General features: G+C 68.7%; 12 protein-coding genes. 4 read left to right on the forward strand and 8 right to left on the reverse strand.

Annotated elements, in window-relative coordinates:
• Positions 1–66 precede the first annotated feature (66 nt).
• Together FFS56_RS05280 and FFS56_RS05285 are read right to left on the reverse strand one after the other, a co-directional pair.
• Complete coding sequence (locus FFS56_RS05280) at positions 67–1,521, reverse strand: glycerol-3-phosphate dehydrogenase/oxidase (RefSeq protein ID WP_046747207.1); 1,455 nt, start codon at positions 1,519–1,521, stop codon at positions 67–69.
• A complete protein-coding gene (locus tag FFS56_RS05285) occupies positions 1,518–2,096 on the reverse strand; it encodes a TetR/AcrR family transcriptional regulator (protein WP_052748652.1) in 579 nt (192 codons plus the stop codon). Before FFS56_RS05285 ends, FFS56_RS05280 begins: the two co-directional genes overlap by 4 nt.
• 20 nt (positions 2,097–2,116) lie before the next feature.
• Here FFS56_RS05285 and FFS56_RS05290 point away from each other — a divergent pair, with 20 nt between their 5' ends.
• Genes FFS56_RS05290 through FFS56_RS05300 form a run of 3 tightly spaced genes read left to right on the forward strand, consistent with a single transcriptional unit; the run spans position 2,117 to position 6,270 of the window.
• The gene (locus FFS56_RS05290) at positions 2,117–3,739 is read left to right on the forward strand and encodes an FAD-binding oxidoreductase (RefSeq protein ID WP_231589654.1); all 1,623 of its coding nucleotides are present in this window, start codon (positions 2,117–2,119) and stop codon (positions 3,737–3,739) included.
• 1 nt (position 3,740) lies between these two features.
• A complete protein-coding gene (locus tag FFS56_RS05295) occupies positions 3,741–4,646 on the forward strand; it encodes a YegS/Rv2252/BmrU family lipid kinase (RefSeq protein WP_127012159.1) in 906 nt (301 codons plus the stop codon).
• Positions 4,639–6,270, forward strand: coding sequence for a GMC family oxidoreductase (locus FFS56_RS05300; protein ID WP_046747204.1), 1,632 nt, complete (start codon positions 4,639–4,641; stop codon positions 6,268–6,270). Before FFS56_RS05295 ends, FFS56_RS05300 begins: the two co-directional genes overlap by 8 nt.
• Here FFS56_RS05300 and FFS56_RS05305 read toward each other — a convergent pair.
• From FFS56_RS05305 to FFS56_RS05325, 5 genes are all read right to left on the reverse strand, one after another.
• On the reverse strand, positions 6,255–6,806 hold the full coding sequence (locus FFS56_RS05305) for a hypothetical protein (protein WP_127012160.1): 552 nt from the start codon (positions 6,804–6,806) through the stop codon (positions 6,255–6,257). The genes FFS56_RS05300 and FFS56_RS05305 overlap by 16 nt on opposite strands.
• A 96-nt stretch (positions 6,807–6,902) precedes the next feature.
• On the reverse strand, positions 6,903–9,047 hold the full coding sequence (locus FFS56_RS05310) for a 3-hydroxyacyl-CoA dehydrogenase NAD-binding domain-containing protein (RefSeq protein ID WP_058631785.1): 2,145 nt from the start codon (positions 9,045–9,047) through the stop codon (positions 6,903–6,905).
• Positions 9,048–9,055: 8 nt separating this feature from the next.
• Positions 9,056–10,261 carry a thiolase family protein gene (locus tag FFS56_RS05315; protein ID WP_046747202.1) on the reverse strand — a complete coding sequence of 402 codons (1,206 nt, stop codon included), beginning with the start codon at positions 10,259–10,261 and terminating at the stop codon, positions 9,056–9,058.
• A gap of 72 nt (positions 10,262–10,333) precedes the next feature.
• The gene (locus tag FFS56_RS05320; RefSeq protein ID WP_061018750.1) at positions 10,334–11,527 is read right to left on the reverse strand and encodes an HRDC domain-containing protein; all 1,194 of its coding nucleotides are present in this window, start codon (positions 11,525–11,527) and stop codon (positions 10,334–10,336) included.
• Positions 11,520–12,101, reverse strand: a complete 582-nt coding sequence (locus FFS56_RS05325) for a DUF3000 domain-containing protein (protein WP_046747200.1) — start codon at positions 12,099–12,101, stop codon at positions 11,520–11,522. Before FFS56_RS05325 ends, FFS56_RS05320 begins: the two co-directional genes overlap by 8 nt.
• Positions 12,102–12,126: 25 nt before the next feature.
• On the opposite strand from FFS56_RS05325, the gene FFS56_RS05330 reads away from it, so the two are divergent.
• On the forward strand, positions 12,127–13,281 hold the full coding sequence (locus FFS56_RS05330) for an alpha/beta fold hydrolase (RefSeq protein WP_127012161.1): 1,155 nt from the start codon (positions 12,127–12,129) through the stop codon (positions 13,279–13,281).
• On the opposite strand, the gene FFS56_RS05335 is transcribed toward FFS56_RS05330, so the two are convergent.
• Positions 13,265–13,696 carry a SufE family protein gene (locus FFS56_RS05335; protein WP_127012162.1) on the reverse strand — a complete coding sequence of 144 codons (432 nt, stop codon included), beginning with the start codon at positions 13,694–13,696 and terminating at the stop codon, positions 13,265–13,267. The genes FFS56_RS05330 and FFS56_RS05335 overlap by 17 nt on opposite strands.
• Between the last annotated feature and the right edge of the window lie 13 nt (positions 13,697–13,709).

Here is a 13,709-nt window from a genome sequence, read left to right on the forward strand (position 1 = left end):
CCCGCACGTTCCCTGCCCGGCTGTGCGGCGGATACGCGATGGCTCCGGCCGCGCCGTGATCCGGTCTCAGAGAAGCGCGGAGACCGCGCGGGCCACGACGGACTCGACCACCGGACGACAGCGGGCTCTATCCGCGTCGACGAGTCCGATGCGCGTGCGCCGGTCGAGGACATCGTCGACCGTCATCGCCCCCTCCACGCGGACGGCGTACTCGACCTCTGCCGCGGTCAGGGCCGTCGCCTCGTCCAACAGCTCGTCCGATGAGGGGACATCACGATCCGCGAGCCTCAACGACGCGGTGCGACTCTGTCGCGACGACGGCAGACTCCGCGTCGTGACGGCGAGATCGACGGCATCCTCGGCCATGCGTCGATAGGTCGTCAGCTTCCCGCCGAGCACCGAGATGAAGCCCGACTCCGATGCCGCCACCAGGTGCCGACGGGAGATGTCGGCTGTCGAGTCGGTTCCGCTGTCGACAAGCGGCCGCAGGCCGGCGAAGGCGCCACGAACCTGATCGCGTCGGACCGCGGTGGCGAGAACGCGGTTGAGGCTGTGGAGGAGGAACTCGATCTCGGTCTCCGTCGGCTGAGCGACCCGCGGGACCGCGCCGGGTGAGTCTTCGTCGGTGAGTCCGACGATCAGTCGTCCGTGTGCCTGTGGCAGAGCGAAGACGTATCGGCTGATCGACCCTTCGTGAGGGATCGTCAGTGCCGTCGACGGAGCGCCGAGGTCGGCGGCGTCGAGCACGATGTGGGTCCCTCGACTCGGTCGCACCGTGATCGACGGATCGAGTGCTCCCGCCCACACTCCCGTCGCGTTGACGACCGCACGTGCACGGATCTCGAAACGCTCGCCCGTCGTCGCCTCCTCGACCGAGGCCCCATCTGCGCGCAGGGAGAGGGCACGGACCCTGGTGAGGATGCGGGCGCCGAGGGCCGCTGCGGTGCGGGCCACCGTCGTGACGAGGCGCGCATCATCGACGAGCTGACCGTCATAGGCCAGCATCCCTCCGCGGAGGCCCCGCTGGTCGAGGGCTGGCATCAACCGCATGGCCGTGCGCGCGGAGACCACGGCAGGGGCGGGGAGGACCCGGCGGGGGGTGTGTGCGCGCATCCGCAGCACATCGCCCAGCCCCATGCCCACGGTGCCTGCGACACGCTGCCGGAGTGTGACAGTCTGCGAGAACGGCAGGAGCTGTCCGAGGGGGTGTATGAGGTGAGGGGCGATCGAGGTCATCAGGAGATGGCGTTCGTGCGCGCTCTCCCGCGCGGTCGCGAAGTCTCCGGTGGCGAGGTAGCGCAGGCCGCCGTGCACGAGCTTCGAGCTGAATCTGCTGGTACCGAAAGCCAGATCCTCGGCTTCGATCAGCGTCACGGTGAGTCCGCGAGAGGCAGCATCGAGTGCGACTCCCACGCCCGTGATGCCGCCGCCGATCACGAGCACGTCGACCCGCTCCTCGGCTGCGAGCGTGAGCTCCGTCCTCCGTCGCGCGACATTGAGCGCGGATGGCTCCCTGATCATGGGCGCAGCAGTCCGTCCAGCGCGGCCCGCAGTTCGCGCTCCCATGCCGCCTCCGAGATCAGATCGGAGACGGTCCCGTGGGAGAGCACCGCGGACTGCGCGATGAGCAGCAGCATGACGGCCATCTCCTGCGGTGCACCGTCGCGCACCGATCCGTCGAGCTGTGCGGTTCCGATCGCTGCGGACAGCCACCCGAGGATCATGCGCTGGCTCGAACCCACGCGCTGCAGCGTGTATCGCGTGAACGCTTCCGGCTCGTCGGCCAGCAGTCGCGCATACAGGGCGTCGCTCCGGAACAGGCCGATGAAGCGCAGCACGTCGTCGACGAGGGCGGGCCTGGTGGCCGCAGTCGCGGGGAAGGCGCTCAGGATGGTGGTCACACGGCGCAGCAAGGCTGCACGGACGACGTCATCGGCGTCGTTCCAGTTGCGGTAGATCGTCGGCCGACTCAGCTCTGCGCGCCGGGCGAGCTCCGCGACGGTGACGCCGTGCACGCCGCGCCTCTCGATCAGCGCATCGGCCGCATCGAGGATCTTCGTCTGTGTGGCGTCCCAGAGAGGTTGACGTTCTTCCATGATGTGTCACACTGTAACGCATGGGCCAAGAGAACGGCAGGGTCGATGCGGACTCGCTGATGAGATGGAACGGCTGGGGCGACCCGGCCAAGGCGAAGGGGCTGCCTCTTCCGGTGCGTGCTCTGCTGCCGATGCTGTTGGGTCGCGTCCGCACGCCCGCTCCGGCCGTCGAACTCTCGGAGGTGCAGCTGCGCCCGTCGCGTCTGACAGCGGAAGACCGCGCGGCGTTCGTCCTCGCCGTCGGCCTCGAGAACGTCGACGACACACCGGAGGCCCGTGTCCGTCACGCGGGCGGGCGCTCGACGCCCGACCTGCTTCGCCGACGCGAGGCACGACAGGACGCACCGGACGTCGTCGTCCGCCCCGCCGACCACGACGAGGTCCGTGCGTGTCTCGATGCCGCGGCGGCGCGAGGTGTCGCCGTCATCCCCTTCGGTGGCGGGACGAGCGTCGTCGGCGCACTCGATCCTGAACGGGGCGCGCATCACGCCGTGGTCAGTCTCGATCTGCGGCGGCTGAGCGGCATGGTGCGGCTCGATGAGACCAGTGGTGAGGCCGTGCTCGCGGCCGGCACGACGGGGCCGGAGGCGGAGGCGCTGCTTTCCGCGCGCGGGTTCGAGCTCGGTCATTTTCCGCAGAGCTTCCGCTATGCCACGATCGGCGGATTCGCGGCGGCTCGGTCTTCGGGGCAGAACTCTGCGGGGAACGGGCGCTTCGACACGATGGTGACCGGGATCAGAGTGGCCACCCCGACCGGCGACATCGAGCTCGGGCGGTCGCCGGGCTCTGCCGCAGGGCCCGACCTGATCCGAGTGTTCCTCGGCTCCGAGGGCATCTTCGGCGTGATCACCGAGGTGCGGGTGCGCGTCCACCCGATCCCGCGCGCGAGGGTGTTCGAGGCCTGGTCGTTTCCGGACTTCGCCAGTGGAGCCGAGGGGCTTCGTCGTGTCGCTCAGCTGAGCGGCGGTCCGACCGTCATCCGGCTGTCAGACGAAGCGGAGACGGCTGTCAGCCTCGCCCAGGTCGGGCGGATCGGCAAAGCACTGGCCAAGGGCGCCAGCGTGGTCACGGTGTACGAAGGCGAGGACATCGCGGAACGACGGGCTCATGCCGGTGCTCACCTCGCCGCGGCGGGCGGGACCTCCTCGGGGGAAGGCCCGGCAGAGGACTGGCTCAGGACCCGGTTCGACGGACCTTATCTGCGCGATTCACTTCTCGACGCCGGCGTCTTCTGCGAGACATTGGAGACCGCGACGACGTGGTCGAACCTGCAGGCGCTGCGCTCGACGGTCGAGGCGGCGCTCAAGGAGGGCTTCGCGGACATCGGCGCCAAGTCGTACGTCATGTGCCACGTCTCGCACATCTACCCGACCGGGGCGTCGCTGTACTTCACGGTCCTCGCAGGAGTGCGCACCGACATGCTCCGTTCGTGGGAGCCCGTGAAAGCGCGTGTGAACGATGCGATCATCACCGCAGGGGGAACGATCAGCCATCACCACGCGGTCGGGCGGGACCATGCGCCGTGGCTCGGTCAGGAGATCGGGGAGACCGGGGTCCGCATCCTCGCCGCCATCAAGAGGGAGCTCGATCCGTCGGGCATACTCAACCCCGGCGCCGTGATCCCCGCGGAACGGACGCACTGACGTGTCCGAGCACATAGCCGTGCTCGCGAATCCGTTCGCCGGCAAGGGGCGGGGCGGGCGAGCGGCGGAGGCAGCCGTTCGACTTCTCCGGGAGCGTGGTGCCGAGGTGCGAACGTACGCGGGTGCCTCCGCCGCCGACACCGCCCGACTCGCCGTCGCCGCGCTGGCCGACGGCCCTCGTCTCCTCGTGGTCGTGGGCGGTGATGGCACGCTGGCCGGCGTGCTCGACACGGTGTGCGCCGCCTCCGTCCCGGTCGTCCTGGTGCCGGCGGGCACGGGGAACGATCTCGCCCGAGCCCTGGGCCTCCCACGTGGTGACGCACGGGCCGCCGCCGAGCTCGCCCTCATCGGCGTGCCACGAGCGATCGACGTCGGCGTCGTCCGCACCGCGAAGAGCAGTCGGAGATTCCTGACCATCGCGGCGCTGGGCTTCGACGCGAAGGTCAGCGACCGCACCAACAGGCTCCGCTGGCCGCACGGCGCACCTCGCTACTACCTCGCGCTGCTCATCGAGCTCGTGCGATTGCGGCCGATGGAATTCCGCATCGCCGTAGACGAGGAAGCGGCGAGGAGCTCGCCGGGCACGCTGATCGCAGCCGGCAGCACGTCCAGCTACGGAGGGGGTATGCCGATCTGCGCCGGAGCCGTCCCCGACGACGGACTCCTCGACATCGTCCATGTCGCGCCATTGGGCCGCATGCGCCTGCTGGGTCTCTTCCCGCTGCTGCTGCGTGGGACGCATCTCGCGCGCGCTGAGGTCGCGCATCGGCGTGCACGGTCCGTGACGGTCTCGGCCCCCGGCCTCGTGGTCTACGCGGACGGCGAGCGCATCGGTGAGGATGAGTGCACCATCTCGGTGCTTCCCGGCGCGCTCACGATGATGGTGTCGAAGGAGAGCGATGACTGAATTCGACGAGGATGTCGTGGTCGTGGGTTCCGGTTTCGGAGGTTCGGTCGCTGCTCTGCGACTGGCGGAGAAGGGCTACCGTGTTCGCGTCTACGAGGCGGGTCGCCGCTTCGAGGACGACGACTTCGCGAAGACCAGCTGGGACGTCCGTCGCTATCTCTGGGCGCCGGCGCTCGGCTGCTACGGTGTGCAGCGTATCCACCGATTGCCGCATGTGATGATCCTGGCCGGTGCGGGGGTAGGCGGCGGATCGCTCAACTACGCGAACACGCTGTATCAGCCGGGCGCGGCCTTCTTCACGGACCCGCAGTGGCAGGGCATCGCGGAGTGGGAGCATGAACTCGCGCCGCACTATGCGACGGCCAAGAGGATGCTCGGCGTCGTCGACCAGTACCCGCACACCGGCCCTGTGGAGCGGATCATGGCCGGCGCCGCGGACGATCTCGGCGTCGGCTCGACGTTCCGGCACGCACCGGTCGGGGTCTGGTTCGGGAAGCCGGGGGAGCGCACGCCGGACCCCTTCTTCGGCGGCGAGGGGCCCGATCGAACCGGGTGCACACTGTGCGGCAACTGCATGGTGGGCTGCCGCGTCGGCGCGAAGAACACGCTCATGAAGAACTACCTGGCTCTGGCGGAGCGCCGCGGAGTCGCGATCGAGGCCCTCCGCACGGTGAGCGAGGTGCGTGAGCTCCCCGAAGGAGGATTCGCGGTGACAACGCAGCGCAGCGGGGCCTGGGTCCGCCGCGCGCGGAAGACCGTGACCGCCCGGGAGGTCGTGCTCGCCGCCGGCACCTGGGGCACCCAGCAGCTGCTGCACCGGATGAAGGAGTCCGGGGCTCTGCCGCGGGTCTCGGACGCCGTAGGTCGGCTCACCCGCACCAACTCGGAGGCCCTCGACGGCGCGGTCGCCGTGAGCGTCCCGGACTCGCTGCAGCTCGCCCGCGGCGTCGCGATCACCACGTCGTTCCACGTCGACGACCGCACCCACGTCGAGAACGTCCGCTACGGGCCGGGGTCGAACCTGATGGGTGCACTCGCTACCGTGATCGTCCCCGGCGGACGTCCGATAGGGGTGCGACTGCGCAGTCTGGTCGCCCAGATGCTCCGTTCCCCGGTGCGGCAGTTCCGTCTCGGGAGCCTCCGCCGCTGGAGCGAGCGGGGTATCATCGCGCTGGTCATGCAGACAGCGGACAACTCGCTCACGCTCTCCCTGCGCCGCCGCTTCGGCCGCCTCATCATGACGAGCGCACAGGGACACGGGGAGCCGAACCCGAGCTATCTGCCCCAGGCCCATGCGGCGGCGGCGGCGATCGCCGCGCGGGTCGAGGTGGACGGTGGGGTCCCAGCCGCTGCACGTGGATCCTGGCCTGAGGTGTTCGGCATCCCCCTCACCGCGCACTTCCTCGGCGGTGCCGTCATCTCGGCGTCACGCACGGACGGTGTCATCGACGGGTATCACCGGGTCTGGGGGCACCCCGGCCTGCACGTCGTCGACGGCGCCGCCGTGCCCGCGAATCCCGGGGTGAATCCCTCGCTGACGATCACCGCACTGGCGGAGCGGGCGCTGTCGTACTGGCCTCGTCGCGGCGATGACGACGCGCGCCCGGTTCAGCCGGCGAGCTGAGCCTCGGCGACGGGGCTCTGTGGTGCAGGGTCTTCGGACAGCGCCCGTGAGACTGTCCAGTACCAGCCGTGGGCGACGCTGACGGCGCTCATCCCCAGCAGGGGAAGTGCGATGTACGGCTCGGTGATGTTCGTCAACAAAGACCCGAATTCTCCGGTCAGGTTCGCGGGCCAGGTCCCGACGACCGCGATGACGACGCCTCCGACCACGAGACCGAGTCCTGCAAAGGCGATGAGGTGTTGCCGCATGCCCGCCGTGGTCCGCAGAAGCCGGCCCAGCACGAAGGCGGCCCCGCTGCCGATGACGGTCGCCAGAGCGGAGGTGGCCACGACGAAGAGGAGCTGGAACCATGCCACCAGGATGAGGATCGAGAAGACGGTCTGCAGGGAGCGCGACATGATGGCGAGGACGACGGTCGTCACCAGGAGGAACAGAGCGTTGAAGGTGATCCAGGTCGCAACGGCGCCGCGCCAGAACTCGCGCCGGCTGAAGGCCATCGGCTGCTCGGTGGTGCGCGGAGACGGGCGAGAACTCATCGATCCAGGGTAGGGCTTGCCGAGCGCCGGACGACGAAGCGCCTCACCGGATTCGCTGGGAATCCGGTGAGGCGCTTCGGTGATGGCGTCCGGCGATCAGCGGCTTTCGACGCCGCGAATCTGCGGGGTGTGGAAGGAGCCGCCGAAGGCCCGCTCGGATGCACCTTCGCGGTCGAGGTACGGTGAGGCGCCGCCGTCGATGAAAGGCCAACCGGCGCCGAGGATCAGGCACAGATCGATGTCCTCGACCTCGGGGACGACGCCCTCGTCGAGCATGAGCTTGATCTCCTGCGCCAGACCGTCCTGCACGCGCTGGAGGATGGTCGCGGCCGTGGCCGGTGTCTTGCCCACCGCCGGCTTCAGGACCTTCTCCGCCTGCTTGCTCCAGCCGACGACGCGTCCGCCCTTGTCCTTCTCCACGACCGTGTCGAGCTCGGCGAGCGCGTGGAAGTTCTCGTTGGCGTAGAACCGGTCGGGGAACGCATGCACCATCGTGTCCTGCACGTGGGCGGCGACCTTCCAGCCGACCAGGTCGATCAGCTGGAACGGGCCCATCGGGAGGCCGAGGGGTCCGAAGGCCTTCTCGACCTCGGCGATCGGCGTGCCCTCGTAGACGGCACGTGCGGCTTCGCCCATGACCTTCGCGAGCAGCCGGTTCACGACGAAGCCCGGGGCGTCGGCGGTGAGCACCGCGTTCTTCCCCAGGTTCTTCGCGACCACGAAGGCCGTCGACAGCGCGGCGTCGGCGGTCACCGGGGTCTTCACGATCTCGATCAGCGGCATGACCGCGACCGGGTTGAAGAAGTGGAAGCCGACCAGACGCTCCGGGTGCGCGAGCTTCGACCCGATCTCCTCGACCGACAGCGAGGAGGTGTTGGTCGCGAGGATCGCGTCCTCGGCGATGATCTTCTCGATCTCGCCGAACACCTGCTGCTTGACGCCGACCTCCTCGAACACCGCCTCGATGACGAAGTCGCAGTCCGCGTAGAGGCTCTTGTCGGTCGTGCCGGTGACCAGCGCGCGCAGCTTGTTCGCGCTGTCGGAGTCGAGACGTCCCTTGGCCTCGAGCTTGCCGATCTCCTCGTGGATGTAGGCGACGCCCTTGTCGACACGTGCCTGATCCAGGTCGGTGATGAGCACAGGCACCTGGAGCTTGCGCACGAACAGCAGTGCGAACTGGCTGGCCATGAGACCGGCACCGATGATGCCGACCTTGGTGACCTTCTTCGCGAGTTGCTTGTCGGGCGCACCGACCGGACGCTTCGCACGCTTCTGCACCAGGTCGAACGCGTACATCGACGCGGCGAACTGGTCCCCGGTCACGAGTTCCGCCAGCGCCTCGTCCTCGCGGGCGAAGCCCTCCGCCTTGGTGCCGCTCTTCGCCTTGTCGAGCAGCTCAAGGGCGGCGTACGGCGACTTCGGCACGGTGCCGATCTTCGACTCCAGCATGCCGCGCGCCATCTTGATCGCGATCGGCCACTTGGTGAGGCGCTCGAGCTTGCCGGGCTCGTTCTTGCGCTCGACCTTCGTGCCGCCGAGTACCGCATCCGCCCAGGAGAGCGAGTTCTCGAGGTAGTTCGCCGCGGGGAAGATCGCGTCGAAGATCCCGAGGTCGAACGCCTGCTGCGGCTTCAGCATGCGGTTCTGCTTGAGTGGGTTCGAGATGACCACCTCGAGCGCGTTCTCGATGCCGATGAGGTTCGGCAGCAGGTAGGCGCCACCCCAGCCGGGGATGATGCCGAGGAAGACCTCGGGAAGCGCCACTGCCGCCGCCGAGGCGTCGACCGTGCGGTATGTGGAGTTCAGTGCGATCTCCAGTCCGCCGCCGAGCGCGAGTCCGTTCACGAACGCGAAAGACGGCACGCCGAGGTCGCCGAGCTTGCCGAGCACCTTGTGGCCCAGCTGCGCGATGAGGCGTGCGTTGTCCCGGGACCCGACCTTGCTGATGTCCGAGAGATCGGCGCCGGCCGCCATGATGTACTGCTTGCCGGTGATGCCGACCGCCTGGATCTCGCCGGCCGCTGCCCTGGCCTTGAGGCCGTCGAGGGTCTCGCCCAGCTGGGTGAGCGTCGCGGGTCCGAGCGTGTTCGGGCGGGTGTGATCGCGACCGTTGTCGAGCGTGATCAGTGCCAGCACCTTGCCGGAGGCGAGACGGATGTCGCGCACCGGTGACTGTGTGATGACCTCGCCCTCGGTGAGCGCCTGGATGGGGGAGAAGTCGATGTCGTCGTAGTCGGTCACGTTCGCGCTCACTTCTTCTTCTTGCCGTCGTAGTGCGGGTTCTCCCAGATGACCGAACCGCCCTGGCCGAGACCCACGCACATGGCGGTGAGGCCGTAGCGGACATCGGGACGCTCGGCGAACTGCGCCGCGAGCTGGATCATGAGGCGCACACCGGACGCGGCGAGCGGGTGCCCGAGGGCGATGGCGCCGCCCCACTGGTTGACACGCGGATCGTCGTCGGCGATCCCGAAGTGGTCGAGCAGGGAGATCACCTGGATGGCGAAGGCCTCGTTGAGCTCGAAGAGACCGATGTCGTCGATCGTGAGACCGGCTTTCTTGAGGGCCTTCTCGGTCGACGGGATCGGGCCGATGCCCATGATCTCGGGCTGGACCCCGGCGAACGCGAACGAGACCATCCGCATCTTCGGCGCCAGTCCGAACTCCTTGACCGCACCACCACCGGCGAGCAGCGACATCGTCGCGCCGTCGGTGAGAGGGGAGGAGGTGCCTGCGGTGACGCGTCCGTGCGGGCGGAACGGCGTCTTCAGCGCGGCGAGGTCTTCCATGGTGGTCTGCGGGCGTCGACCTTCGTCCTCGGTGGCGAGGCCCCAGGCGCCGTCGGCACCCTTGATCGCGACGGACACGAGGTCGGGCTGGATCTTGCCTGCGTCGTATGCCGCCTGCACCTTGTGCTGGCTCAACATGCCGAAGCGGTCGGAGCGCTCCTTGGTGAGGTGCGGGAAGCGGTCGAAGATGCGCTCGGCCGTGACGCCCATGTTGAGCGCGCCGGGGTCGACCATCTTCTCCGCCACGAACCGCGGGTTCGGGTCGGCGTTCCCGCCGATCGGGTGGTGCCCCATGTGCTCGACACCGCCGGCGAGGGCGAAGTCGTACATGCCGACACCGATCGATGCGCCCATCGTGGTGACGCTGGTCATCGCGCCGGCGCACATGCGCTCGACCGCGAGGCCGGGCACCGTCTGCGGAAGGCCCGCGAGGATCGCCACGGAGCGCCCGAGCGTCAGCCCCTGGTCGCCGGTCTGGCTCGTCGCCGCGATGGCGACGTCATCGATGCGGTCGGCCGGGACGGAGGCGTTGCGCTCCATCAAGCCGATGGTCGCCTTGACGGCGAGGTCATCCGCGCGGGTGTTCCAGTACATGCCCTTTTCGCCGGCGCGCCCGAAAGGGGTGCGTACTCCATCGACGAAGAAGACGTCCGAGATCTCGGCCACTCTGCCTCCAAGTTAGTGCGTGGCCTCAGTCTATGAAGCCCGGGAAACAGGGAGGAATCGGTTGGTTCGAACCTACGAAGCGGGTGCGGAGGTGCTGTCGGGCGTTTGCGCCGCCTCTACAAAGGCGGCCGCGATCTTCTGTGCGGTCTGTTCAATCTGCCAGGGGCGGGCTCCGAGTGCTGCCAGCGCATCCCCGATCTCCTCCGCCGTCTCACCGGGGAGATCCCACGCCACGCGGCGGAGGTATTCCGGGGTCAGGAGGTTCTCGGTCGGCATCCCCAACTCCTCGGCGATGGCTTCCACGACAGGGCGCGCGGCCTTGAGCCGCGCATCCGCTTCGGGGTTGCGATCGGCCCATGCGCGCGGGGGAGGAAGCGTATCGCTCGGGACCCGTTCGCGCGGGAGCTCTTCCGATGCCCGCCCATCGACGATCGCCTGCCACCACCTGTCGAGCTGCGTGCGGCTCGCGCGGCCCTGGAACTCCTTGATACCGGCGAGGGCCTGCTTCGACGGCGGGTTGGCCATCACTGCGGCGACGAGTGACCGGTCGGGAACGAGCCGGCCGGGGGAGACATCCTGGTCCTGTGCATACGCTTCGCGGGCCTGCCAGAGCGAACGTGCGACCGCGAGGTTACGAGCCCCGCGCACCTGGTGCAGGCCACTGAGCCGGCGCCAGGGGTCTTCCCTCGGCGGCTTGGGCGCGCGGGCCAGAGTGGCGGCGAACTCCTGGGCGGCGTACTCCGTCTTGTTCTGCTCCTCCAGTTCGAGCACGAGAACGTCGCGGACATCGATCAGATGCAGCACGTCGAGCGCGGCGTACTCGAGCCAGGAGTCGGGGAGCGGACGCGTCGACCAGTCGGCCGCCGAGTGCTCCTTCTTCAGCGTGATGCCCAGCGTGTCCTCGACGACGGCGCCGAGTCCGACCCGCTCGTGCCCGAGCAGACGGGACGCGAGTTCGGTGTCGAAGATCACCGGAGGCTCGAGGCGCAGCTCCCGCAGCGAGGGCAGGTCCTGGCTCGCGGCATGCAGAACCCACTCGACGTCGCCGATCGCCTCCTGGAGAGGAGCGAAATCGCCGATGGCCGGCGGGTCGAAGAGGAAGACCCCGGCTTCGCGCCGGAACACCTGCACCAGATAGGCGCGTTGCGAGTAACGGAAGCCGGACGCACGTTCCACGTCGACGGCCACGGGGCCGGTGCCCGCAGCGAGTACGGCGCAAGCCGCGCGGAACTCCTCAGCATCCGAGATCACGGAGTATTCAGTCACGTACAGCCTTTCGCGCGCCGATCACGGCGATGCCCTCGGAGCCGGGCGGAAGTCCCGCCAGCATTCCGACCAGCTCGGCCCATGCTTCGACGTGCGGTCGGAACGGGCCCTCCGGAGTCCAGGACGCACGCAATTCTATCTGCGCGCCGTCGCCTTCGATGGCGAGCCCGCCGAATCCCTTCGACAGCGTCTTCGTCGACGTCCCCGATTCCGAGTGGTAGACCGCATCCCGCGAATCGAGCGCGTCGACCAGCCACGACCAGGTCACGTCGGCGAGCAGGGGATCGGTGCCGATCTCGGTCTCCAGTGGAGCCTGCGCGAAGATCACGATGCGCCACGAGCCGCCCCAAGCGCCCGGCTCCTCCGGATCGTGCAGCAGGACGAAGCGGCCCGTGCCGTACACCGACTCGCCGTCGCTCTCCGGGCGCACGTCGGCGGCGAGGGCGATGGCGAAGGGTGCGAGACCCTGTGGCGTGGCGATCTCGCGTACCGTGATGTCATCGCGGAACTCGGTCTCGCGCAGTTCGGCCACGGCGCTCTCGAAAGGCGTCCCGGCCTCGGGGTGTGCGGTCACGGCAACAGGCTAGAGTCAGGAAGCGATGAAGAGTCTCAGGCACGCCGTTACGCTCCTTGTCCCCGCGTTGTTCGCCTTCGGGGCAGCGTTCGCTCTCGTCGTGTTCGCGGTCGCCCGACGGGTCGTCACCCCGATGCGCCGACCCACCGATACACAGATCCTCGCGGTCGACACCGGTGCGCAGACCATCGAACTGCAGCGCACTCCCGACACCGAGCTCCCCGGGCGCTACGGCCTGTTCACGACAGGGACGTACGGCTACGTCAAGCTCGGTGCGGTGCTCAGCGCAGACGCGCCGACCGTTCGACGCAAGCTGCTCACGCAGATCGAACCCGGTGCGCGCGTGGATCGTGCTGCGGCATTCAGCGGCTACTACTACTCCACTCCGAGCGAGCTGCACCTGCAGTGGGAGAACCTTCTGATCGGCTCTCCCGCCGGCCCGTGTCCGGCCTGGTACTTCCCCGGGTCGTCGTCGACCTGGGTGATCCAGGTGCACGGCCGAGGAGCGACACGGGCGGAGTGCCTGCGCGCCGTGCCGGTCATGCACGCGGCGGGCCTTCCGACCCTGGTGGTGTCCTACCGCAACGATGGTGAGGCTCCCCGCACCAGGGCCGGTGCGTATGCGCTCGGGGCATCGGAGTGGCGTGACATCGATGCCGCCATCGCGTACGCACTCCGACACGGAGCAGAGCGGGTCATCCTGATGGGCTGGTCGATGGGGGGAGCGGTCTCGCTGCAGGCCGCGGTGAGTTCGGGTCACAGAGACCGCATCGCGGGAATCATCCTCGAGTCCCCTGTCGTCGACTGGCGCACGGTGCTGCGGTTCCAGGCGAAGCTTGCCGGGGTGCGGCCGCCCTTGCCCGAGCTGGCCATGGGGGCGCTGCAGATGCCTCTCACCGCGCGCCTCAGCGGCGCAGACGAGCCGATCCACTTCGATCGCCTGGACATGGTCGCCCGAGCGGACGAACTGACCGCGCCGATCCTGATCCTGCACAGCGACGACGACGGCTTCGTGCCCGCGGATTCGTCCCATGCCCTTCAGAATGCGCGCCCCGACCTCGTGACGATGCCGAAGTTCACGGTCGCCCGTCACACGAAGCTGTGGAACTACGACCAGACCGGATGGACCACCGCCATCACGGACTGGCTCGAAGCCACGGGTTTCAGCGCTTCTGCATGACCTGGTTCTTCGCCCGCATCAGCATCCCGGTCATGCCTCCGATCCGCAGCGGCGACACCGCTTTCGTGAGGCCGATCGACTGCGGGTAGTCGTTCGGGATGGCGAGAACCTCGTCGGCGGTGAGACCGGTGAGCCCCTGCACCAGGATGCTGGCGAACCCGCGGGTGGTCGGCGCCTCCGGAGGTGCCGTCGCATGCATGGTGACGATGTCGTCTTGCACCTCGACGTGGATGTACACAGGGGACTGGCACTCCGCGACCCGCTCGTACATCTCGGGATGCGCCGCGGCCGCGTCCGAGACGTCCGGGAGCTCGTCCGAGAACTCGAGCAGCAGGAGGAGCCGATCCGACTCCGGGGTCTCCAGGAATCCCTCGCGGATCTCGGCAAGGGTGTCAGGAACGTCGCTCGTGCTCATCCCTGTCATTGTC

This window comes from Microbacterium sp. Beta (assembly GCF_005502545.1).
GTDB classification, from domain to species: Bacteria; Actinomycetota; Actinomycetes; order Actinomycetales; family Microbacteriaceae; genus Microbacterium; species Microbacterium oxydans.